This is a genomic window from Velazquezella soli (assembly GCF_977018685.1).
Genome location: NZ_CDRNXF010000004.1, coordinates 2881487 through 2904020, shown reverse-complemented (window position 1 = coordinate 2904020; position 22534 = coordinate 2881487). Strand labels below are relative to the sequence as shown.

Annotated in this window: 17 protein-coding genes; 12 read left to right on the top strand and 5 right to left on the bottom strand. The window is 62.3% G+C overall.

Annotated elements, in window-relative coordinates:
* Window positions 1-26: 26 nt before the first annotated feature.
* From AC0JZ8_RS17660 to AC0JZ8_RS17610, 11 genes are all read left to right on the top strand, one after another.
* Window positions 27-698, top strand: a complete 672-nt coding sequence (locus AC0JZ8_RS17660) for a response regulator transcription factor (protein ID WP_471893049.1) — start codon at window positions 27-29, stop codon at window positions 696-698.
* Window positions 688-2112, top strand: coding sequence for a sensor histidine kinase (locus tag AC0JZ8_RS17655; protein ID WP_062453437.1), 1425 nt, complete (start codon window positions 688-690; stop codon window positions 2110-2112). The genes AC0JZ8_RS17660 and AC0JZ8_RS17655 overlap by 11 nt, the downstream gene beginning before the upstream one ends.
* Window positions 2113-2429: 317 nt before the next feature.
* Entirely contained in the window at window positions 2430-2825 is a 396-nt protein-coding gene (locus AC0JZ8_RS17650; RefSeq protein ID WP_430256330.1) for a hypothetical protein, read from the top strand.
* A gap of 179 nt (window positions 2826-3004) precedes the next feature.
* Window positions 3005-4201 (top strand): c-type cytochrome biogenesis protein CcmI, encoded by a 1197-nt coding sequence (gene ccmI, locus AC0JZ8_RS17645; RefSeq protein WP_471893390.1) that lies wholly within the window; start codon window positions 3005-3007, stop codon window positions 4199-4201.
* Window positions 4198-4749, top strand: a complete 552-nt coding sequence (ccmE, locus tag AC0JZ8_RS17640) for a cytochrome c maturation protein CcmE (protein ID WP_471893048.1) — start codon at window positions 4198-4200, stop codon at window positions 4747-4749. Before ccmI ends, ccmE begins: the two co-directional genes overlap by 4 nt.
* On the top strand, window positions 4746-6740 hold the full coding sequence (locus tag AC0JZ8_RS17635; RefSeq protein WP_471893047.1) for a heme lyase CcmF/NrfE family subunit: 1995 nt from the start codon (window positions 4746-4748) through the stop codon (window positions 6738-6740). Before ccmE ends, AC0JZ8_RS17635 begins: the two co-directional genes overlap by 4 nt.
* A 143-nt stretch (window positions 6741-6883) precedes the next feature.
* The gene (locus tag AC0JZ8_RS17630) at window positions 6884-7363 is read left to right on the top strand and encodes a cytochrome c-type biogenesis protein (RefSeq protein WP_062453433.1); all 480 of its coding nucleotides are present in this window, start codon (window positions 6884-6886) and stop codon (window positions 7361-7363) included.
* Window positions 7364-7521: 158 nt separating this feature from the next.
* Window positions 7522-9126 (top strand): Do family serine endopeptidase, encoded by a 1605-nt coding sequence (locus AC0JZ8_RS17625; protein ID WP_471893046.1) that lies wholly within the window; start codon window positions 7522-7524, stop codon window positions 9124-9126.
* Between the two features lie 100 nt (window positions 9127-9226).
* A complete protein-coding gene (locus tag AC0JZ8_RS17620; protein WP_274604797.1) occupies window positions 9227-9985 on the top strand; it encodes a response regulator transcription factor in 759 nt (252 codons plus the stop codon).
* 39 nt (window positions 9986-10024) lie between these two features.
* A complete protein-coding gene (locus AC0JZ8_RS17615; protein WP_174196051.1) occupies window positions 10025-11416 on the top strand; it encodes a sensor histidine kinase in 1392 nt (463 codons plus the stop codon).
* 25 nt (window positions 11417-11441) lie between these two features.
* The gene (locus AC0JZ8_RS17610) at window positions 11442-14402 is read left to right on the top strand and encodes a bifunctional [glutamine synthetase] adenylyltransferase/[glutamine synthetase]-adenylyl-L-tyrosine phosphorylase (RefSeq protein ID WP_471893045.1); all 2961 of its coding nucleotides are present in this window, start codon (window positions 11442-11444) and stop codon (window positions 14400-14402) included.
* A gap of 18 nt (window positions 14403-14420) precedes the next feature.
* On the opposite strand, the gene AC0JZ8_RS17605 is transcribed toward AC0JZ8_RS17610, so the two are convergent.
* Both AC0JZ8_RS17605 and pepN read right to left on the bottom strand, forming a co-directional pair.
* Window positions 14421-16775, bottom strand: coding sequence for a PAS domain-containing sensor histidine kinase (locus AC0JZ8_RS17605; protein WP_244474011.1), 2355 nt, complete (start codon window positions 16773-16775; stop codon window positions 14421-14423).
* Between the two features lie 283 nt (window positions 16776-17058).
* Window positions 17059-19707 carry an aminopeptidase N gene (pepN, locus tag AC0JZ8_RS17600; RefSeq protein WP_471893044.1) on the bottom strand — a complete coding sequence of 883 codons (2649 nt, stop codon included), beginning with the start codon at window positions 19705-19707 and terminating at the stop codon, window positions 17059-17061.
* 326 nt (window positions 19708-20033) lie between these two features.
* On the opposite strand from pepN, the gene AC0JZ8_RS17595 reads away from it, so the two are divergent.
* Window positions 20034-20972 (top strand): DMT family transporter, encoded by a 939-nt coding sequence (locus AC0JZ8_RS17595; protein WP_092662503.1) that lies wholly within the window; start codon window positions 20034-20036, stop codon window positions 20970-20972.
* An 83-nt stretch (window positions 20973-21055) separates the two neighbouring features.
* Here AC0JZ8_RS17595 and AC0JZ8_RS17590 read toward each other — a convergent pair whose 3' ends face one another.
* From AC0JZ8_RS17590 to AC0JZ8_RS17580, 3 genes are all read right to left on the bottom strand, one after another.
* Entirely contained in the window at window positions 21056-21190 is a 135-nt protein-coding gene (locus tag AC0JZ8_RS17590) for a hypothetical protein (RefSeq protein WP_256413693.1), read from the bottom strand.
* Window positions 21191-21203: 13 nt separating this feature from the next.
* Entirely contained in the window at window positions 21204-21395 is a 192-nt protein-coding gene (locus AC0JZ8_RS17585) for a hypothetical protein (RefSeq protein ID WP_062453430.1), read from the bottom strand.
* A 171-nt stretch (window positions 21396-21566) separates the two neighbouring features.
* Window positions 21567-22463, bottom strand: coding sequence for a uracil-DNA glycosylase (locus tag AC0JZ8_RS17580; RefSeq protein WP_174195881.1), 897 nt, complete (start codon window positions 22461-22463; stop codon window positions 21567-21569).
* Window positions 22464-22534: the final 71 nt, after the last annotated feature.

Below are 22534 nucleotides of genomic sequence, written 5' to 3'. Positions count from 1 at the left end.
CCCGCAGTGATTTTCAGGACAGTTTCATGCGTATTCTCGTGGTCGAAGACGACGTCAACCTCAACCGCCAGCTTTCCGACGCGTTGAAGGAATCCGGCTATGTGGTCGATCAGGCCTTCGACGGCGAAGAAGGGCACTATCTCGGCGAGACCGAGCCCTACGACGCCGTGATCCTCGACATCGGACTGCCGCAGATGGACGGCATCACCGTTGTCGAGAAGTGGCGTGAGGCGGGCAAGGGCATGCCGGTGCTGATGCTGACGGCGCGTGACCGGTGGAGCGACAAGGTGTCGGGTATCGATGCCGGCGCCGACGACTACGTTGCCAAACCCTTCCATGTGGAAGAAGTGCTTGCGCGCGTGCGTGCGCTTATCCGGCGTGCTGCGGGGCATTCGTCGTCCGAGATCATCTGCGGTCCGGTTCGGCTCGATACCAAGGCATCGAAGGCGAGCGTCGACGGAACACAGCTGAAGCTGACCTCGCACGAGTTCCGGCTTCTCTCCTACCTGATGCATCACATGGGCCAGGTCGTGTCGCGCACCGAGCTTGTGGAGCACATGTACGACCAGGATTTCGACCGCGACTCCAACACGATCGAAGTGTTTGTCGGGCGCCTGCGCAAGAAGATCGGTGTCGACCTGATCGAAACCGTGCGGGGCCTCGGCTACCGCATGCAAGCGCCCAACGATGCGCATTAAGCGGATAGGGCCCCGCTCGCTCACCGCTCGCGTTCTGCTTCTGGCAACCACCTGGTCGGCGGTGGCGCTGGTGGTGATCTCGATCGTCATTTCGCAGCTCTACCGCCAGTCCGCCGAACGCTCGTTTACCGACCTTTTGCGGGCGCAGCTCTATAACGTCATCAATTCCGTGACGATCGGCGAGGACAACAAGCTGATCGGCAACCCCCAACTGGGCGACCTGCGTTTCTCGCAGCCGGAGACCGGATGGTACTGGATCATCGAACCGCTCGGCACGTTTGCCGCGACGGCGATCTCGTCCTCGTCGCTCGGGACCTCCAACATCACAGTGCCGTCGATCCTGCAGGCGCCGTTCAACAATCGCTACGAGCGTTTCTATCCGACCCGCGACGCTTTCGGGAACCACGTCCTGGTCGCGGAAACCGAAGTGGTTCTGGACGGCGAGGGACGCGCGGCGCGGTTTCGCGTCTCGGGCAATCTCGATGCCGTGGAAGACGATATCCGCAGCTTTTCGCGCAGCCTCTATATCGCGCTCGGCGTGTTCGGGATCGGCAGCCTGATCGTCAACGGCCTCGCCATCCTCTACGGATTGCAGCCGCTTGATGCGGCGCGCCGTTCGCTGGAGCGGGTGAGGCGCAGTGAGGCGGAGCATCTGGAGGGAGAATTTCCGCGTGAAATCATGCCTTTGGCAAACGACATCAATGCTTTGATCGAAAGCAACCGCCGCATCGTCGAGCGGGCCCGCATGCAGGTCGGCAATCTCGCGCATTCGCTGAAGACGCCGATCGCGGTTCTGCTCAACGAATCGCGCATGCTCGACAAGGTCCAGTCCGATCTCGTCCGCTCGCAGGCCGAGACGATGCAGGCGCAGGTGCAATCCTATCTGAATCGCGCCCGGATCGCGGCACAGCGCAACTCGCTTCTGGCGCGCACGGATATCGAGCCGGTGCTGGAGCGGCTGGTGCGCGTGATGCGCCGCCTCAACCCCGACAAGGAATTCCACCTTTCCGTCTATCCGCCGGGCGCAGCGCTTGCGCTGGAGCAGCAGGATGTCGAGGAGACGATCGGAAACCTGTTGGAAAACTCCGCACGGTTCTGTCGCACCGGCGTCTGGGTGACGGCAGCGCTTGCAACAGCGCCACCGGAAAAGGCAGAAGGAGAGGCGGCCAAGCGTCCCTGGATCGAGATGGCCGTCGAAGACGACGGGCCGGGTCTCAATCCCGACCAGATCACCGAAGCGGTCAAGCGCGGCAGGCGGCTGGACGAGAGCAAGCCGGGGGCCGGGCTGGGACTGTCGATTGTAAGCGAGATCGTCAGCGAATATCAGGGCGAGCTGGAGATGACGCGCGGGGTGCGCGGTGGCCTTCGGACCCAGTTGCTGCTGCCGGGCATGATCAAGGAAGTCGCCGGCTGAGCACAAGGCCGGTTGAGGGAAGAAAACTGTGGCCGATGGGCAACGACGCCGCACTTGCTTCCGACGGTTCTGGACGGACGGATCGCCTGCTATATCTTGTCTACAGCCAATGCAACATCATGCCGTGACGATACGGCGACAACAAGAACTGCGCACAAAAAGGAGAGGCGACAATCGCAGCATTTCAGTTCCGACCCAATAGCGTCATAATGGCGCCAAGCCGGAAACCGAATGATGCCGGTTCCGATCCCGAAAACGAAACGAGCGCGGTTCCCGACACGATGCGGTTGTCACATCTCCTCACTGCAGCAACATTCATGACGATTGCCGGCCTGCTGGCAGGGTGCAACACCAGTTCCACCGCGGCGGGTGCCCCGAAAGGCCTGCTGTCGCAACGGCCGTCAAGTTCGGCTGCCTATATCACGGCGCTGCAGGGCGGGATCGTCGGGCGGACCGGCGCCGAGCTCTCCAGCAGCGATCGGACGCGGGCGCTTGAGGCGGAATACCGCGCGCTTGAAGGCAGTGCCGTCGGCCAGACGATCAAGTGGAAGGGTGACGATGCGAGCGGCGAAGTGATCGCCAACGCACCGTTCCAGGTCGGCTCGCAGAACTGCCGCCAGTATCGCCACACCGTCACGGTCGCCGGCAAGGAACTGATGTCGCGGGGGGCAGCCTGCCGCAACGCCAGCGGCACATGGACGCCGCTGACCTGACAATCCCGATCAGACGCGGAAAATAAAAAAACGTTGCCGATGCTGTCGGGAGCGGTCTCCATCTTTGCTGCTAGGGGAACGCTTGCCGGCTGCGGCAATACCCGTCAAATTCGCGTCAACGCGCGCTAGACCACTGGCCGGCCATTGGAAAGCGTCACCGATTGCGGTAATGGGCGATGATGTATTTGTGGATCGTTCTCGCGCTGCTGACGGCTGCCGTCGCAGCCGCCCTTCTCCTGCCGTTTGCGCGCAGCGCTTCGGCGGCTGCTTCCGGCGTATCGAATGCTCTTCGGGGCAATTCCACGAGGGCCGGAGAGGTCGAAGTCTATCGCGACCAGCTGCGGGAAATCGACCGCGACCGCGAAGGCGGGTTGATCAGCACTGAGGAGGCGGAGAACGCCCGCGCCGAGGTTGGACGCCGGCTGATTGCCGCTGCGGCCGAAAACGATCAGGACAAAACCGGCGGCATCGCCAACAGAAAGCACCGGATCGCCACGGCACTCGTCACCGTCGTGCCTCCGGCATTGGGGCTCTGTCTTTACTTGAGCCTCGGAAATCCCGGCATCCCGGACCAGCCGCTACAGGCGCGTCTTGAAAACCCCGGCAACAATATCGCGCTGCTCGTCACCAAGGTGGAGCGGCACCTGGCCGAAAATCCGACCGATGGTGCGGGCTGGGATATTCTGGCGCCGATCTATCTGCGGCTGAACCGTGCGGGCGATGCCGAACTGGCCTATCGCAATGCGATCCGTTTCATCGGTCCGAGCAATGCCCGCTATTCGGGCCTCGGCGAAACGCTTGTTGTCGCCAATGACGGGATCGTCACGGAAGCGGCGCGCCAGGCGTTCGAGCAGGCGGTGAAACTCGATCCGGCCGATCCGCGCTCGCGCTTTTATGCAGCACTTGGTTTGGAGCAGGGCGGGAGGAAGGACGAGGCACGGGCGGCCTTCGAGGAGCTTGCAAGTACGACGCCTGCCGATGCGCCGTGGAAGGGTTTGCTTGACGAACATATCGTCAAGAACGGCGGGACGCCTTTGGCTGTAAAGCCGGTGGCCCCTTCTCTCGGAGGACCGACACAGGAAGATGTTGCGGCAGCGCAGGACTTGTCGCAGGGTGATCGTAAAGTGATGATTGCCGGCATGGTCGACAGTCTCGCCGCAAAGCTCAAGGACGAGCCCGACAATATCGAGGGCTGGCTGCGGCTGGTGCGCTCCTATGCGGTGCTGGGCGACGAGGCGAAGGCCCGCGACGCACTTTCGACCGGACTGGCGCAGTTTCCGCCTGACGGCAATGATGGCAAGCGTCTGCTGGCGCTTGGCAAGGATATCGGGCTCGATGCGGATGCATCGCCGGCGCCGGGAGGAGCAAGACCATGACACGCAAGCAGAAACGCATGGCGGTGATTCTGGGCGGCATGAGCTTCGTCACGATCGCAGTGCTGCTGGTCATGTTCGCCTTCTCGCAGTCGGTCGCGTATTTCTTCATGCCGGGCGATCTGGCCAAGACCGATATCCAGCCGGGAACGCGCATCCGGCTCGGCGGGCTGGTGGAAGAGGGATCGGTCAAGCGCGGCCAGGGATCGACGGTGAGCTTTACCGTGACCGATGGTACCGGCAAGGTGGATGTCAGCTATACCGGCATTCTGCCCGACCTGTTTCGCGAGGGGCAGGGCGTGGTGACCGAAGGCGTGTTTGACGGCGGCACCCGGTTTACCGCCGACAGCGTGCTGGCCAAGCATGACGAGAATTATATGCCGAAGGAAGTCGCCGATCGTCTGAAGAAGGACGGTGTCTGGGAAGACGGGACCGGCAAGGGCATGGCGCCGAAAAAGGATGCGGCTCAGCCTGAAGCCAAAATCGACGGCAAGCCGCAGGTGATGCTGCAGATGCCAGGGACGTCCGCCGAGGGAGTGACCAGACAATGATCGTCGAGATCGGCCATTACGCGCTGGTTCTGGCGCTTGCCACCGCGCTGATCGTATCCACCCTGCCGATGATCGGTGCCAGGCGTCGCGACCCCGCGATGATGGCGCTGGCAACGACCGGGTCGCTGACGCTGTTCGCTCTGGTGGTCATCTCGTTTGCGGCACTGACCTGGGCCTACATGGTGTCGGATTTTTCGGTCAAGAACGTCTGGGAAAACTCCCATTCGATGATGCCGATGCTCTACAAATTCTCCGGCGTCTGGGGCAATCACGAAGGATCGATGCTGCTCTGGCTGCTGATCCTCGCCTTGTTTTCGGCGCTGGTGGCAGGGTTCGGCGGCAATCTGCCGGATACGCTGAAGGCCAATGTTCTGGCCGTGCAGGCCTGGATCTCTTCGGCCTTCCTATTGTTCATCCTGCTCTCGTCCAACCCGTTTCTGAGGCTCGACCCCGCACCTGCGGAAGGGCAGGACCTCAACCCGGTTTTGCAGGATCTCGGCCTCGCCATCCATCCGCCGCTGCTTTACCTCGGCTATGTCGGCTTTTCCGTCTGCTTTTCGTTTGCCGTCGCGGCGCTGATCGAGGGGCGTATCGATGCCGCCTGGGCGCGCTGGGTGCGGCCGTGGACGCTGGCGGCCTGGACATTCCTCACGGCAGGCATCGCGATGGGCTCCTACTGGGCCTATTACGAACTCGGCTGGGGCGGCTGGTGGTTCTGGGATCCGGTCGAGAATGCTTCCTTCATGCCGTGGCTTGCGGGCACCGCGATGCTGCATTCGGCACTGGTGATGGAAAAGCGTGAGGCGCTGAAGATCTGGACGGTGCTTCTGGCGATCATGACCTTCTCGCTGTCGCTGCTTGGAACCTTCCTGGTGCGGTCGGGCGTGCTGACCTCGGTGCATTCGTTTGCGTCCGACCCGACCCGCGGCATCTTCATTCTCTGCATCCTTGCGGTATTTATCGGTGGTGCGTTTTCGCTGTTTGCCTGGCGGGCGCCGAGCCTGAAGGCGGGCGGACTGTTTGCGCCGATCTCGCGCGAGGGCGCGCTGGTGCTGAACAACCTGATCCTGACGGTGGCGACGGCGACGGTTCTGACCGGCACGCTCTATCCGCTGGTGCTGGAGACGCTGACCGGCGAAAAGATCTCCGTCGGCGCACCGTTCTTCAACATGACCTTCGGGTTGCTGATGCTGCCGCTTCTGATCGCCGTCCCGTTCGGCCCGGTGCTGGCCTGGAAGCGCGGAGATCTGCTGGGCGCTCTGCAGCGGCTCTACGTGTTTGCCGGACTGTCGCTCGCGGCCGGTCTCGCCTTCGCGTATTTCCAGGGCGGAGGGCCGGTCCTGTCGATCTTCGGGCTGGCGCTCGGTTTCTGGGGCATGTTCGGCGCGGTGGCCGATCTCTGGTATCGCGGCAATTTCGGCAAGGTCGGCTTCGCCACAGGCCTTCGACGCGTCCGGGGCCTGCCGCGTTCGGCGTTCGGCACGGCGCTCGCGCATTTCGGCCTCGGCGTAACCGTGCTCGGGATTTTTGCGGCGACGACATTCGGCACCGAAACGGTGGTTGAGATGAAGCAGGGCCAGACGGCCGAGGCCGGTGGCTATTCGCTGACCTTCGACGGGTTCCGCGATGCCGTCGGGCCGAACTTCACCGAAAGCCGCGGGCATTTCACGGCCCGCAAGGGCGGGGCTGCAGTCGCCGACGTCTGGTCCTCGAAGCGGCTCTACACGGCGCGGCGCATGCCGACGACTGAGGCCGGTATTCTCACCTTCGGTCTCAGCCAGCTCTATGTGTCGCTCGGCGACCCAATGGATAGCGGCGGGATTGTCGTGCGGATCTGGTGGAAGCCGTTCATCCTGTGCATCTGGGGCGGATGTCTGATCATGATGATGGGCGGGTTCGTGTCGCTGTCCGATCGCAGGCTGAGGGTCGGCGCGCCGGCCAAGCGGCCGAAGGTGGTGACGCCGAAGGGTGGGCTGGAGCCGGCGGAATGAAACATTCGCGGCTTCCCTCATTCCTGTGCTTGTCACCGCAATCCAGCGCGCCCGGGTCTCTGGGCGCAAAAGACGCAATTGAAACAGCGGGTTCTTTCACAGCGCGGACGCGCCGTGCCTGGATTCCTGTGACGAGCACAGGAATGAGGGGAGGATGGGGTTTGCGCAGATCATGCCAGGCTCTGCTTGCGCTCTTCCTGCTACTCGCACCGCTTCCCGCCTTCGCCGTCAATCCGGATGAGATCCTCAAGGATCCGGCGCTGGAACAGCGGGCGCGGCAGATTTCCACGCAGTTGCGCTGCATGGTCTGCCAGAACCAGTCGATCGACGACAGCAATGCCGAGCTTGCCCGTGATCTTCGCGTGCTGGTGCGCGAGCGGTTGACGGATGGGGATACGGACGGGCAGGTGATCGATTATGTCGTCTCCCGCTACGGCGAGTTCGTGCTGCTCAATCCGCGTGTGAGCGCAAGGACGATCATTCTCTGGGCGCTGCCGATCGGAGCGCTGGTGATCGGCATCGTCGCGCTGTTCGTCTTTATCCGGACCCGGCCAAACACACGCTCCATCGCGGCTCTGACAGATGCCGAAAAGAAGCGGATCGACGAGTTGTTGAAGCGGTAAGGTCTGCCGTTTCTCAAGGCTGCAAGAATTTCGAACATTACCAACAATTCATGCCACCGACACCTGCAGTTAAGGTGCGGGCTCCTATATCTCTTCTCAACCACCGCCGCCGGACCTCCGGCAACACCAAGACTGACGAGAAGAAGAAGGTAGCTCAGATGCGCACCATTAAACGTCCCTCCCTGAAGACGGTTCTCAAGACTTCCACCGTAGCTGGCCTTGCGGCCGTCATGCTGTCGACCGGCATTCCGGCCCAGGTGACCGCATCCTTCGCGGCCCCCGTCAGCGTGACTGCGCCACAGGCACCGAGCTTTGCAGATGTCGTTTCCGCCGTATCGCCCGCCGTCGTGTCCGTTCGCGTCCAGTCGGACGAGCCGCAGGAAACCGCCGACGAAGGTGGCAACAACTTCAACTTCAATTTTGGCGGTCGCGGTTTCGACCAGTTGCCCGACGATCATCCGCTGAAGCGCTTCTTCAAGGAATTCGGTGGCCAGGGCGGCCCAGGTGCTCCGGGCGCTCCCGGTGGTCCGAACGGCGGCCCCGGTGCCGGTCCGCGTGACCGTGCCGATCGTGGTGGCCCGGGCGCAAACCGTCCGCATCACCTGCGTCCGACCGCACAGGGCTCCGGCTTCTTCATCTCCGAAGACGGCTATGTCGTCACCAACAACCACGTCGTATCCGATGGTCAGGCCTATACGGTCGTCCTCAACGACGGCACCGAGCTTGAAGCCAAGCTGGTCGGCCGCGACAGCCGCACCGATCTGGCGCTGCTGAAGGTCGATGCCACCAGCCGCAAGTTCACCTATGTGTCCTTTGCCGACGACACCAAGACCCGCGTCGGCGACTGGGTCGTGGCTGTCGGCAACCCGTTCGGCCTTGGCGGCACCGTGACTGCCGGCATCGTCTCGGCCCGTGGCCGTGATATCGGCTCCGGTCCTTACGACGACTACATCCAGGTGGATGCGGCCGTGAACCGCGGCAATTCCGGCGGCCCGACCTTCGACCTTTCCGGCCAGGTTGTCGGCATCAACACGGCGATCTTCTCGCCGTCGGGCGGCAATGTCGGCATTGCCTTCGCGATCCCGGCCTCGACCGCGAAGGACGTGATCAACGACCTGATGAAGGACGGCAAGGTGGCGCGCGGTTGGCTCGGCGTGCAGATCCAGCCGGTGACGCAGGATATCGCCGACTCGCTCGGCCTCAAGGAAGCAGCCGGCGCGCTTGTCGTTGCTCCGCAGGAGGGATCGCCAGGCCAGAAGGCCGGCATCAAGGAAGGTGACATCATCACCGCCGTCAACGGCCAGGCTATCAAGGATGCCCGCGAGCTGTCGCGCCGCATCGCAGGCTTCGGCCCTGATGCCAAGGTGAAGATCGATCTGTGGCGTGAAGGCAAGTCGCAGAACGTCACCGTGACGCTCGGCAACATGGCAAGCGACGAGGCGGCTTCGGCCGAACCGAAGCAGCCGGATGCGCCGGTTCCCTCGACCAGCAAGGCGCTCGCCTCGCTCGGCATCACCGTTGCTCCCGCCGAAGACGGTTCCGGCCTTGCCGTGACCGAAGTCGATCCGGACAGCGAAGCAGCGGCCCGTGGTCTGAAGAACGGCGAGAAGATCTTGTCGGTCAACAACCGCAAGGTCGCTACCGCCGATGACATCGGCAAGGTGATTGAACAGGCCCGCAAGGACGGCCGCACCCGTGCGCTGTTCCAGGTCGAGGCCGACGGTACCAGCCGCTTCGTGGCGCTGCCGATCGACGAAGGCTGATTAAAGCCTCCGGTTCCCAATAGGTTGGTCCTCCCAGACGACCTCATGAAGGGCGCCACCGGCAACGGTCGGCGCCCTTCACCGTTCATGGAGTTTCAAGATGCAGACGATAATCCCACATTCCGGCAGTGCCGATGATTCCGCTGGTGCAAAAATCGCAAGCGACGCTATTGTCCCGCACATGAAGATTCTGGTGATTGAAGACGATCTCGAGGCTGCGGCCTACATGACGAAGGCCTTTCGCGAGGCAGGGATTGTTGCCGACCATGCAAGCGACGGCGAAAGCGGCCTGTTCATGGGCACCGAGAATTCCTACGACGTGATGGTGATCGACCGCATGCTGCCGCGGCGCGATGGTCTGTCGGTGATTTCGGAACTGCGCAAGCGCGGCGTCAATGCGCCGGTGCTGATCCTTTCCGCACTTGGCCAGGTGGACGACCGGGTGACCGGACTGCGTGCCGGCGGCGACGACTATCTGCCAAAACCCTATGCATTCTCAGAGCTTCTGGCGCGTGTCGAGGTTCTCGGCCGGCGCAAGGGCACGCCGGAACAGGACATGGCCTACCGGGTCGGCGATCTGGAACTCGACCGGCTGTCCCACGAGGTGAAGCGCGCCGGCAAGGAGATCCTGCTGCAGCCGCGCGAATTCCGTCTTCTCGAATACCTGATGAAGAATGCCGGCCAGGTGGTGACCCGCACGATGCTTCTCGAAAACGTCTGGGACTATCACTTCGACCCGCAGACCAATGTGATCGACGTGCATGTGTCGCGGCTTCGCTCGAAGATCGAGAAGGATTTCGACAAGCCGTTGCTGAAGACCATCCGCGGTGCTGGTTATATGATCAAGGACGAGGGGTAAGCCTTCGTGTTTGCCCGTATCGTCAACCGCGCAAGGCTGATGTTCCGCTCCACGGCGGTGAGGCTTTCGGCGCTCTACATCCTGCTGTTTGCGCTCTGCGCCGCGTTTCTTGTGTTCTACGTTACGGCACTTTCCGAAAAGACGCTGGTGCAGCAGACGCGCCAGACGATTCAGGAGGAAATCCAGGACATTCAGCGCGCCTATGACCGCGGCGGCATCAATCTTCTTCTGCGCATCATGGAGCGGCGCGCCCGCCAGCCGGGTGCCAATCTCTATGTGATTGCGGGCCCGAGCGGCGATATCTTGGCCGGCAATGTCGCCTCCGTGCAGCCGGGCGTTCTCGACAAGGAAGGCTGGACGGACATGCCGTTCGGCTACACCCCATACTCCGAGAACCAGGGCGCGCGGCGGCATCTTGCGATCGCCAACGTGCTGCGCTTCGACAACGGTCTTCGGATCATGATCGGCCGCGATCTCGGAGATCCCAGCCGTTTCCGCTATATCGTGCGCCAGGCGCTGATGGTGGCGCTGGCGATCATGGGGCTCGGTGCTCTCGTGATCTGGTTCGGCATCGGCCGCAATGCGCTGAAACGGATCGACCGGATGTCGGCCGCAAGCCAGAAGATCATGGCGGGCGACCTGTCGCAGCGGCTGCCGGTTGGCCGCTCCGGCGACGAGTTCGACAGGCTGTCGGAATCGCTCAACGCCATGCTCGGCCGCATCGAGAAACTCAACGAGGGACTGCGGCAGGTTTCCGATAACATCGCCCACGATCTGAAGACGCCGCTGACACGGCTGCGCAACAAGGCGGCCGATGCGCTTTCCGAAGACCGCGAGGATGTGCGTCGTCACGCGCTGGAAGGGATCATCGGCGAAAGCGACCAGCTGATCCGGACCTTCAACGCGCTGTTGATGATCTCGCGGGTCGAGGCGGGTTCGATGGCGGCGGAAATGTCTGATGTCGATCTCTCTGCCGCCTCTGCGGACTGTGCCGAGCTTTACGAACCGGTGGCCGACGAGGTTGGACTGGCGCTGGTGACCGAGATCGAGCCCGGCCTTTCCGTGAACGGCAACCGCGAACTGATCGGCCAGGCGATCTTCAATCTGCTGGACAATGCGATCAAATACGCCGCTGAAGCCGGCGGTGTTCCCGAGATCAAGGTGAAACTGTCCTCAGTGGGCGGGCTGATCCGGCTGTCCGTGTGCGACAACGGTCCGGGCGTGCCAGCGGACAAGCGCGAAGAGGTGACGAAGCGGTTCTTCCGGCTGGATGCCAGTCGTTCCAAGCCCGGAACGGGTCTCGGCCTGTCTCTGGTCGAGGCAGTGATGGGGCTGCATGGCGGAAGGCTGGAGCTCTCCGCGACCGACGAGGCGAGCACTGAGGCTCCCGGCTTGACGGTGACCATGGTGTTTCCGGTGGTGAAGGGCTAGGCTGGCGGAGCGCGGGAGGAAAAGAATGGAGACCGGAAACCGGCTCGACGACGTAGCGGCTGGTGTGATCCGGCCGCTGAACCAGGCGGAGGCCAAGCTTGCGCTTTCCCTGTTGAAGGAGATCGGCAAGACCGAGCCTTCCGTGGCTGAACTCGTCAAGGCCGATGGGCCGCTCAAGGCCTTTTTTGTCGCAGCGTTCTCGCTGTCACCGTTTCTCCGCGATGTGGCTTCGATCAGGCCTAAGCTTCTGGCCGGTGCGATCGACGGGCAGGTCGAGGATGCGCTGGCCGCGCTGGTTGACGCAGCGCGAGACGCCTGGCGACCGGTGGATGCAAGGATCCCGTCCGAGAACGAGGTGATGACGGCGCTGCGCAGTGCCAAACGCGCGTTCGGCTTTCTGCTGGCGCTCGCAGATCTTGCCCGCATCTTCTCGGCACGGGATACGACGCGCTGGCTGAGCGAGTTTGCGCAGGCTTCTACGGCGGCGGCGATCGATCATCTGCTTCTGGCAGCCCATGAGAGTGGCAAGCTCCGGCTCGTCGATCCAGCGGAGCCGAGCCGCGGATCGGGCCTGATCGTGCTCGGGATGGGCAAGCTCGGTGGCCGCGAGCTGAACTACTCTTCCGATATCGACATCGTCGTCTTCTATGATCCCGACGCCGGCATTCTTGCCGACCCGCTCGATGCCTCGGAAACCTATGGGCGGATGATGCGGCGGTTGATCCGCATTCTGCAGGAGCGCACGGCAGACGGCTATGTGTTCCGCACCGATCTGCGGCTGAGGCCCGATCCGGGCTCGACTCCGCTTGCCGTGTCGATGGATGCGGCGCTGATCTATTACGAGGGCAGGGGCCAGAACTGGGAACGGGCAGCCTTCATCAAGGCCCGTCCGGTGGCGGGCGATATCGTGGCAGGCGAGGGATTTCTGAAGCTGCTGACGCCGTTCGTGTTTCGCAAATATCTCGACTATGCGGCGATTGCCGACATCCATTCGATCAAGCGGCAGATCCATGTGCACAAGGGCCACGGTGCGATCGCCGTCAAAGGTCATGACATCAAGCTCGGCCGGGGTGGCATTCGCGAGATCGAATTCTTTGCGCAGACGCAGCAGCTTATCGCCGGCGGCCGCATGCCGGCCTTGCGCACGCGCGAGACAGAGGCAGCGCTGAAGGCGCTGGCCGAGGCGAAGTGGATCAGGCCGGAGATCGCGGCGGCGCTGACCGATGCCTACTGGTTTTTGCGCGATGTGGAGCACCGCATCCAGATGGTGCATGACGAGCAGACGCACAGGCTGCCGACCACCGAGGCGGAACTGAAGCGCATTGCCTTCATGCTCGGTTTCGACAGCGTTGCGGCCTTTTCGACCAGGCTTGAAGCCATTCTGAGGACGGTCGAGAAGCGATATTCCCGGTTGTTCGAGCAAGAGGAAAAGCTTTCTTCGCAGGGCGGAAATTACGAAGGCAATCTCGTCTTCACCGGCCAGAAGGACGATCCCGATACCTTGGAGACGCTCGGCCGGCTCGGTTTCGAGCGTCCGGCCGACATGAGCCGGGTGATCCGGACCTGGCATTCCGGTCGCTACCGGGCAACGCAGTCATCGGAAGCCCGCGAGCGGCTGACGGAGATGATGCCGGCGCTCTTGAAGGCGATCGGCGAGAGCCGCCGCGCCGACGAGGCCCTGCTGCGGTTCGACAGTTTTCTCAAAGGCCTGCCGGCCGGCATCCAGCTGTTCTCGCTGATCGGCAACAATCCGCTCCTTCTGTCGCTGATCGTGACGATCATGGCCTCTGCGCCGCGGCTCGCCGATATCGTCGCCTCCAAGCCGCATGTGTTCGACGGCATGCTCGACCCCGGGCTGATGGCGGAGATCCCCACCCGCGACTTTCTCGCCTCGCGGCTGACGGCGTTTCTGGCAAGCTCGCGGCACTACGAGGACCGGCTGGACCGGCTGCGGATCTTTGCCGCCGAGCACCGGTTCCTGATCGGGATCCGGTTGCTGACCGGGTCGATTTCCGGAGAGGAGGCGGGTCGCGCCTTTACCCATCTCGCCGATCTCCTGATCGAGGCGGCGCTGATTGCCGTGACAGCCGAAATCAAGGCGGCGCATGGCGCCTATCCGGGCGGTCGGCTGGCCGTGCTCGGCATGGGCAAGCTCGGCTCATTCGAACTGACCGCCGGCTCTGATGTCGATCTCATCCTTCTCTACGACTATGACAGCGCGGTCGCGGAAAGCGATGGCCCGCGGCCGCTTGATGCGCAACGCTATTTCACGCGCCTAACCCAGCGGCTGGTCGCAGCGCTTTCGGCGCCGATGGCGGAAGGTGTCATCTTCGAGGTGGATCTGCGGTTGCGTCCCTCCGGCAACAAGGGACCGGTCGCCACCCGCATCGGTGCCTTTGGCAAATACCAGCGCGAGGAAGCCTGGACCTGGGAGCATATGGCGCTGACGCGGGCGCGGCTTGTCTGCGGTGACACAAGCCTTCAGGACGAGGTGAGGGACGTGATCGAAGACGTTCTGTCGTTAAGCCGTGATGTCGGCCAGATCGCCAAGGACGTCTCAGAGATGCGGGTCCTGATCGGCAAGGAAAAGCCGCCGCGCGATAGCTGGGACTTGAAGCTGATCCCGGGTGGATTGATCGATATCGAGTTTCTGGCCCAGTACCTGCGGCTTGTCGCACCCGTGAAGGACATCACCGTCCACACCTACGGCTCGACGACCGGCGAGTTGCTCGAGCTGTTAGGCCACGACCTGATTACGCCCGGCGATCTCGATACCTGCCTTGAGGCGCTTCTGTTGTTCAGCGAATTGTCGCAGATCATCAGGCTCTGCGTGGACGGCCCGTTCGAGCCGAAGGATGCGCCATCCGGTCTCGTGGAGCGCATCTGCCGGGCTGGAGACTGTCCGGACCTGGCGACGCTCGAGGGCGAGGTAAAGCGGTTATCCAAGGCGGTGCGGAAGGTTTTCGAGAAAGTGGTGAGAATCTGAGCGAAGGCTTAAGAGCTCTCAAGCTACCTTCTTTGCCGCAAACTGGACCATGTCGCTCTGGGGGATGTGGATCGAAACCACGGTTCCCTTGCCCATGACGGACCGGATCCGCATCGTGCCGCCGTGCAGGGTGATCAGCGAGCGGGAGATGGCGAGGCCGAGGCCGGAGCCGCCTTTGCTCTTGGCATACTGGCTCTGCACCTGTTCGAAGGGCTGGCCGATCTTCGACAGCGATGCCTTGGGGATGCCGATGCCGGTGTCGGCGATCGTAAGCACGATGCCGCCGCTGATCGGCTTTGCGCGCAGTTCGATGCGGCCGCCTTCGTCAGTGAATTTCACGGCGTTGGAGAGGAGGTTCAGCATCACCTGTTTCAGCGCCCGGCGATCGCCGATCATGTCGAGGGAAGGCGACAGGCACTGGCGGATGGCGATCTGCTTTTCCTGCGCGACCACCGCCGTCAGCCTCAGGCTTTCCTCGATCAGCGGCGTCAGGTTGACGGGCTCCGACTGGATCAGCATGTGACCGGCCTCGATCTTCGACATGTCGAGGATATCGTTGATGACGTTGAGGAGATGCTTGCCGCTGTCGTGGATATCGCGGGAGTATTCGCTGTATTTGGCGGATCCGAGCGGACCGAACATGCCGTTCACGAGGATCTCGGAAAAGCCGAGGATGGCGTTGAGCGGCGTTCTGAGTTCGTGGGACATGTTGGCGAGGAATTCCGACTTCGCCTTGTTGGCGGCCTCGGCGCGTTCCTTTTCCGCCTGGTAATTGGCATTGGCGGTCGAAAGCTCTTCCTTCTGGCGCTCGAGCTTCTTCTGCGAGGCGGAGAGATCGCCGATCGTTGCCATCAGGCGGCGTTCCGAATCGCGCAGGCGTTCCTGGTGACGCTTGAGCAGGGTGATGTCGGTGCCGACGGATACCGTGCCGCCATCGCGGGTGCGGCGTTCGTTGATCTGCAACCAGCGTTCATCGGCAAGCTGCACTTCGGTGGTGCGCGACAGGCCGCTGCGATCGGGATCGGCGACACGGCGTTCGATCACCGGACGGGCAGAGGCGCCAAGCACGGTGCTGCGTTCGGTGCCGGGAACGAGGACTGAGTCCGGAAGACCGTGGGCCTGCTGGAAATGGGTATTGCACATCACCAGGCGGTCGTTCTTGTCCCAGAGAACGAAGGCTTCCGACGTGCACTCGATGGCGTCTGCAAGGCGCTGGTCGGCTTCTGCATAGCGTTCGGCAAGCCGGTGCTGCTCGGTCACATCCATGGCGATGCCGATCACATGGGTGCGACCGTTTGCCATCCGCACGACCTGGGCGCGGGCGCGCATCCACACATAGTGGCCGGCGGCGTGGCGCATGCGGAAGACTTGGTCCACCTGCTTGGCATTGCCGCGGCTGATGGCGCGGGCGAGAGCGTAAAGATTGCCATCGGTCGGGTGCATCATCCGCGCCGCATCGGTAAAGGACACGACGTTGCCAACCGGGGGGAAGCCGAGCATCTCGTACATCGAGCCCGACCAGAACAGGCGCCGGTTAGTAACGTCGAAATCCCACAGGCCGCAGCGACCGCGCGACAGCGCCGTCTCGATGCGCAGGTTCGATTGCACGAACGTCTCGTCGGCGTCGCGGGCGCGCTTCACCTGAGCGTAATAGGCATAGAGGATGACGAGCAGGATGGCCGAAATGCCGGCAAAGATCGTGACGCTGAGCGAGACTTCGCCACGTACGAATTCGTTCGTCGTCTCCAGCGAATGGGCCGCTACGATCAGCGCACCGTCGTTGCCGATTGGCTTGATCGACGCATAGTAGGGGACATCACCGAAAAAGGTCTCGATGACCGTGCCCGACCCGCCGACGCGGCGCATGGCTGCGGTTTCGGGAAGAACCGAGGAAAGACGCTTGCCGAGATAGCTGCCGGCATCGCCGATGCCGCCGAAGATCCGGCCGGTGGTATCGGTAAAGAGCACGACAGCGCCGCGCTCCAGCTTGTCCTGGCCGAGGAATGTCGAGAGACGCGCTTGGGCAGTCTGGCGGTCGGCTGCAGCAAACAGCGATTCCTGACCGGAGAAAGCGGCGGATGCGGTCGCGGACATCAGCGACGCGGACTGGCGCGCGGCATCTTCCATCCGGCCATGCTCGCCCACGATCCCCATAATGCGCGATGCGGCAACGACGGCAAGAAAGATAAGGATCAGAATTGGAATGGAACGCTTCAGCACCAGCTCGACGCGCGGCGTCTGCTGTGCGATCGGCCGGACGGAAAGCTGAGCTTCCTCCGGAGCCGTCCGTCCAAGGCTGCTGAAGCCTGGAAACTTGAAGCGCAACCATCCCCCGGCCTCGGTTTCCCGCTGCACGCCCGATATCATCGTCATCCGATCCCTCGTCGTGATTCGCTGCGCCGCCGCTCGAATCTGACCTAATGAATCACAGAGTGATTCTCTGTGTCCAGAGGGTTGGTAACATTTCGTTAACCATATGATAGTCGACGCATTTACGCCTGAGAGGATCCGCAAATCAGGTGTCTGGGTAACGCTTTTCAGGATGCGAGTTATCAAGCCCCGTCAAGCAAGATGTACCAAAATGTGCCAAATCGGCGCAAAAAATATCCGCGCCGGCAGGCAGCCGACGCGGATGTCATTTTGCACGAAGATTGTCTCAGCCCTTCAGCATACGCTCAACGATGTCGCGCACGTCAGTCGAAAGGGACGGGCTACGTTCAATCGTCATCAAAGCGTCGCGGGCCTGGTCGGCGCGGGTCGGCTCCAGCGAGCGCCATGAGCGCATCGAGGTGAGGATGCGGGCGGCAAGTTGCGGGTTCTTCGGATCGATCTCGAGGATCTGTCCGGCGAGGAACCGGTAGCCTTCGCCGTCGCGGCGGTTGAAGCCGGTCGGGTTCGAGAAGGCATACATGCCGACCAGTGCGCGAACACGGTTCGGATTGCCGGCATTGTAGCGCGGATGGTCGATCAGCGCTTTCACCCGTGCCAGCGCATCTTCGCCGGGCATGGTCGCCTGCAGCGAGAACCACTTGTCGATGACCAGCGGGTTTGCGTCGAACCGCGTCAGGAAGCTTGCGAGCGCACCCGTCGTTTCCGAGGCTTCCGGGAAGCGATGGGCAAGCAGTGTGAGCGCCTGCGAGAGTTCCGTCATGTTGTCGGCGGCACTGAAGGCTTCGGCCGCGCGCTGCGGGCTGTTTTCGGCATAGGCGAGGTAGGTCAGCGCCGCCGATTTCAGCGCACGCCTGCCGGCGGCTTCGGCATCCGGCGAATAGGCACCCTCTGCCTTCATCTCGGTAAACAGGCGCTTGAACAGCTCGACACCGGCATCACCGATGAGCTTCAGCACGGCGGTGCGGCCCGTGTGTATCGCCTCCGGATCGTTGTTGCCGCCAAGTTCGCGACCGATATCGGCTTCGCTCGGCAGCGCCAGAACCTGGGCGCGGAAGGCGGGCTCCAGCGTGTCGTCGCCGGCGGCTTCGAGAAGTGCCTCGATCAGGGCCGGGTCGCAGGTGACGTCGTGGCCTTCCCGCGCATCGCGGGCAGCCTTGGTAAGGTTCGGGATGGCGAGATCCGTCAGGGCCTGCCAGCGCGAAAACAGATCCGTGTCGTGACGAGCGATATGCGCAAGATCGGCCAGCGTCTGGGTAAAGGCGATGTTGACCGGCGCCGAGAACGAACGGTTGAGCGACAGAACAGGCCGCAACGCAATGCCGGTAAAGGTGAAGGTTTGGCGGCGATCGGTGAGATGCAGCACGTCACCGGTCACTTCACCGCCCTTGACGGATGTCGCGTCGGCAATGGTGCCATTATCGAGGATCAGCGCGAAGGACAGCGGAATGTGCATCGGCTGCTTGTCCGGCTGGCCGGGCGTTGCCGGCACCATCTGTTCGAGCGACAGCTTGAACGTGGCGGAGGCCTGGTCGTATTCGGTCGAGACGTTGACGAGCGGCGTGCCGGCCTGCGAATACCAGAGCGAGAACTGGGCGAGATCGCGCCCGCTCACATCCTCGAAGCATTTCACATAGTCCTCGACGGTGACGGCCTGGCCGTCATGCCGTTCGAAATAGAGATCCATGCCGGCCTTGAAATCGTCCTTGCCGAGCAGCGTGGCGATCATGCCGGTGACTTCGGACCCCTTCTGGTAGACCGTCGTCGTGTAGAAATTGTTGATCTCGCGATAGGTCGTCGGGCGCACCGGGTGGGCGAGCGGGCCGCCATCCTCCGGGAACTGGTCCGAGCGGAGATGGCGCACTTCGGCGATGCGCTTGACCGGACGCGAGCGCTGGTCGGCCGAGAATTCGTGGTCGCGATAGACCGTGAGGCCTTCCTTCAGGCACAGCTGGAACCAGTCGCGGCAGGTGATGCGGTTGCCGGTCCAGTTGTGGAAGTATTCGTGGGCGATGATCGCCTCGATATTGGCGTAGTCCTGATCCGTTGCAGTCTCTGGATCGGCCAGCACGTACTTGTCGTTGAAGACGTTGAGCCCCTTGTTCTCCATGGCGCCCATGTTGAAGTCGGAAACGGCGACGATCATGAAGATGTCGAGATCGTATTCGCGGCCGAACCGCTCCTCGTCCCACTTCATCGAACGCTTCAGAGCGTCCATGGCGTAGGCGGTGCGCGACTCGTTGCCGTGCTCGACATAGATCTTCAGCGTCACTTCACGCTCGGACATCGTCACGAACGTGTCTTCGACGACCGCAAGATCGCCGGCGACGAGAGCAAACAGGTAGGATGGCTTCGGATGCGGATCGAACCAGGCGGCAAAGGCGCGGCCTTCATCATATCCGGCACCGCCCAGGAAATTGCCGTTCGACAGCATGACCGGGTTGGCGGCCTTGTCACCGATGATGGTGATCGTGTAGGGCGCCAGAACGTCGGGACGGTCAGGGAAGTATGTGATCCGGCGGAAGCCTTCGGCCTCGCACTGCGTGCAATAGATGCCGTTGGTGCGGTAAAGCCCCATCAGCTGCGTATTGGCTTCCGGATTGATATGGGTCGTGATGGTGATCTCGAACGGCGCCTCGGCCGGCAGATCACGGATGATGAGGCTTTCCGGCGTGGTATCGTACTGACTGGCCGGCACGTCCTTTTGGTCAAACAGCAGGCCGGAGAGAGCAAGCTCGTCGCCATCGAGCACCAGAGGAGCGGACGGATCCACGCCTTCGCGGCGATGGAAGATCAGCCGGGCATCCACTTTCGTGTTCGTCGGGTCGAGCTCGAAGGTGAGGTCGACACGTTCCAGAACGAAATCAGTGGGGCGGTAATCTGCCAGATGTACGATCTGGCCCGTATCTGTTCGCATGACTTTTCCTGAACCGGCTCTTCAAATTGAACGCGTCGAGGATCTGCGCGGTTGCGCGCATTGAGCTTTCGACAATCCCCATCGCCGCCGCGGATCATTGCACGCAATACTAAACGATTGTTGAAGCCACCTTTAAGATAACGCGATTTTGTTCCAGTCTTGAGCAGCCTCGCGGAAGCTGACTTGCCATCATGCTTCGTGATTGTGCTTTGTCAATTTCCTGTCGCGGCCCCGGGAAATGTGGTTATTGTGATTTGTATTCGAATCCTTTTCTTTGGTGGTGCTGCGATTACGGTCCCGTCACCGTGATTTTTGCAGAGTGCATGATGGTGGCCGACGCGCAGAACCCCTTGCGGGGCATTCTTTTCAAGGTCATCTCCGTCGTCATCTTCGTGGCCATGCAGGTCTGCATCAAGTCCGCCGGAACGGGGATCCCTGCAGGGCAGATCACCTTTTACCGCTCCGCTTTCGGGATCGTGCCGATCGTGCTCTACCTGTCGGTTCTCGGACAGCTATGGCCGGCATTCCACACGTCGAGCATTTTTGGACATTTCAAGCGCGGTGTGCTGGGCATCATGTCGATGGCCTTCGGCTTTTACGGCCTGATCCACCTGCCGCTGCCAGAAGCGATCGCCATCGGCTACGCGGGACCGCTGATGGCCGTCGTGTTTGCAGCGCTCATCCTCAAGGAAACAGTGCGCGTCTATCGCTGGACGGCGGTGTTGATCGGAATCGTTGGCGTTCTCGTCGTCTCCTGGCCAAAGCTGACACTGCTCCGCGACGGCGGGTTTGCCTCCGAACAGGCGCTCGGGGCGATCGCGGTTCTCTGTGCCGCCGTGCTGGCCGGTCTTGCCATGGTGCAGGTGCGCCAGCTGGTGCAGACCGAAAAGACGGCGACGATCGTGCTGTATTTTTCGCTGACCGGCGCGCTTCTGTCGCTGGCCAGCCTGCCGTTCGGCTGGGTGTCGCTGCCCTGGAGCAGTTTTCTGCTTCTGATCGCGGCCGGGCTATGCGGTGGCGTAGCGCAGATCTTCCTGACCGAAAGCTATCGATTTGCCGATGTCTCGACAGTCGCACCCTTCGACTATACGTCGATCATTCTGGGCATTGCCGTGTCATATCTGCTGTTTGCGGACGTGCCGACGGCAACGACGCTGATCGGTACCGCGATTACGGTTTCCGCCGGTATCTTCATCATCTACCGCGAGCATCGGTTGGGTCTCGAGCGCAAGGCGGCACGCCGGGCGTCAAGCACCGCCAACTGAACCCGTGCTGCAGGAACATGCCCCAAACGCAAAAGGGCCGCATGACGCAGCCCTCGACAGTTCAATCCAACATGGATGACGCTTTACAGCGGAATTGCAGTTTCCGCGTCGGAGCGCTTCACCGCTGAGCGAGAAAACTCGACGGATGCAGATACCGCGCAGCTGATCTGGAGAATGCTGTCGCGGATCGTACGGATCGGGTGCAGAACGGTTTTCATTGTCGTCATACCCTCAGCGTTCACGAAAGTCTGCGAAGACGGCGGACGGACGGGTGATCCCGACCGGACGGCTCATCGAGCGCGACGTGATCTGCTCGTGCGTGGCAGATCCGAAGTGGTGGTACCCGTTCGAGGAGCGCGGCGCGAGGCCGGCAACGCGGAGGGTTTCAAAACCCGAATGGATCGGACGAAAGCGTGTGGTCATTGCCTTGGTTCCTTAAACCGTGTCCTCCCAAGACAGGATGATATATTGCAGCGCAGCATTGATTCATCAATGGCGGCAAACGCGGCGCTGACATGCAGCGCACGCATAACGATATTCATAAATTGGTAATATTAACGCGAATCGTCGGTCTGCTGCCTAGATTCTGGGCATTCAAGTGCCGGAAATGCGGCTTTTGAACAGCAGCATGTCCTGCCAGGCAAGAGCCTTGTTGGCAGGCGCCGCAAGCAGATCCTGAGGGTGAAGCGTCGCCAGCGCCGACACCGCGAGACCTGCCGCCGTGACCTCGCGCCATTCGCCGCGCATGGAATGGATCGTGCCGGTGTCGCCGAGGAACAGACGCGCGGGAAAGTTGCCGAGCAGCAGCAGATGGCGTGGCTCGGCAAGCGCGATCTGACGGTCGAGGAACGGCCTGCAGATTTCAAGCTCCGCGTCTGAAGGCATCCGGCTTCCCGGCGGACGCCAGGGGATGATGTTGGTGAGCAGCACCGTTTCGCGCGACAGGCCGATCGCCGCCAGCATTCGGTCCAGCAATTGGCCTTGCCGCCCGGAAAACGGTGTGCCGTCGCGATCATCTTCGGCATTCGGCATCGGGCCGATCACCATGATGCGCGATTGCGGATCGCCGGTCATGAACACCGTTGAGCGGGCGCCGTGTTTCAGGTTGCAGCCGCCGAAGGTTTCCAGCGCCGTCTTCAGTTCGGAAAGCGTGCCGGCACCGTCTGCCGCAAGACGCGCGGCATTGACCGCGCCGCCATCGGGAATGGCGACCTGCTGCATGGAGGAGGGGGTAAGACGCGGAGCCGGGGGTGCGGGACGCTGCTGCTGTGGGGCATCGCCGCCGCCAGCATAGGCCTCACGCTCACCTTGCGGCGGTGACGACGCGTTCGGTGCCGCTCGCCCTTGCGCCTTCGCGGCCTTCTGCTCGGCAAACTGCGCGAAGCGATCGACCGGTTCGTCCTCGACCAGCCAGTCGACACCCGAATCCGCATAGAAATGCAGCAGCGCTGCAAGTTCGGCAGGATCGAGTTCGGAGGCGGTGGGGCTCATATGCGCACCCTATAGCATGTCGGGCTCGGGTTGGAATGGGATTCCGTCCGCGGCTGTGGAGAACCTCGTGG

What these genes read in the sequence shown, in the direction of transcription:
- AC0JZ8_RS17590 (WP_256413693.1), bottom strand. Translation starts at nt 21,190, where the DNA reads ATGAAAACCGTTCTGCACCCGATCCGTACGATCCGCGACAGCATTCTC.
- AC0JZ8_RS17635 (WP_471893047.1), top strand. Translation starts at nt 4,746, where the DNA reads ATGATCGTCGAGATCGGCCATTACGCGCTGGTTCTGGCGCTTGCCACC.
- AC0JZ8_RS17595 (WP_092662503.1), top strand. Translation starts at nt 20,034, where the DNA reads ATGGTGGCCGACGCGCAGAACCCCTTGCGGGGCATTCTTTTCAAGGTC.
- AC0JZ8_RS17660 (WP_471893049.1), top strand. Translation starts at nt 27, where the DNA reads ATGCGTATTCTCGTGGTCGAAGACGACGTCAACCTCAACCGCCAGCTT.
- AC0JZ8_RS17605 (WP_244474011.1), bottom strand. Translation starts at nt 16,775, where the DNA reads ATGACGATGATATCGGGCGTGCAGCGGGAAACCGAGGCCGGGGGATGG.
- AC0JZ8_RS17615 (WP_174196051.1), top strand. Translation starts at nt 10,025, where the DNA reads ATGTTCCGCTCCACGGCGGTGAGGCTTTCGGCGCTCTACATCCTGCTG.
- ccmI (WP_471893390.1), top strand. Translation starts at nt 3,005, where the DNA reads ATGTATTTGTGGATCGTTCTCGCGCTGCTGACGGCTGCCGTCGCAGCC.
- AC0JZ8_RS17630 (WP_062453433.1), top strand. Translation starts at nt 6,884, where the DNA reads ATGAGGGGAGGATGGGGTTTGCGCAGATCATGCCAGGCTCTGCTTGCG.
- AC0JZ8_RS17625 (WP_471893046.1), top strand. Translation starts at nt 7,522, where the DNA reads ATGCGCACCATTAAACGTCCCTCCCTGAAGACGGTTCTCAAGACTTCC.
- AC0JZ8_RS17585 (WP_062453430.1), bottom strand. Translation starts at nt 21,395, where the DNA reads ATGACCACACGCTTTCGTCCGATCCATTCGGGTTTTGAAACCCTCCGC.
- AC0JZ8_RS17610 (WP_471893045.1), top strand. Translation starts at nt 11,442, where the DNA reads ATGGAGACCGGAAACCGGCTCGACGACGTAGCGGCTGGTGTGATCCGG.
- AC0JZ8_RS17580 (WP_174195881.1), bottom strand. Translation starts at nt 22,463, where the DNA reads ATGAGCCCCACCGCCTCCGAACTCGATCCTGCCGAACTTGCAGCGCTG.
- AC0JZ8_RS17650 (WP_430256330.1), top strand. Translation starts at nt 2,430, where the DNA reads ATGACGATTGCCGGCCTGCTGGCAGGGTGCAACACCAGTTCCACCGCG.
- pepN (WP_471893044.1), bottom strand. Translation starts at nt 19,707, where the DNA reads ATGCGAACAGATACGGGCCAGATCGTACATCTGGCAGATTACCGCCCC.
- AC0JZ8_RS17655 (WP_062453437.1), top strand. Translation starts at nt 688, where the DNA reads ATGCGCATTAAGCGGATAGGGCCCCGCTCGCTCACCGCTCGCGTTCTG.
- ccmE (WP_471893048.1), top strand. Translation starts at nt 4,198, where the DNA reads ATGACACGCAAGCAGAAACGCATGGCGGTGATTCTGGGCGGCATGAGC.
- AC0JZ8_RS17620 (WP_274604797.1), top strand. Translation starts at nt 9,227, where the DNA reads ATGCAGACGATAATCCCACATTCCGGCAGTGCCGATGATTCCGCTGGT.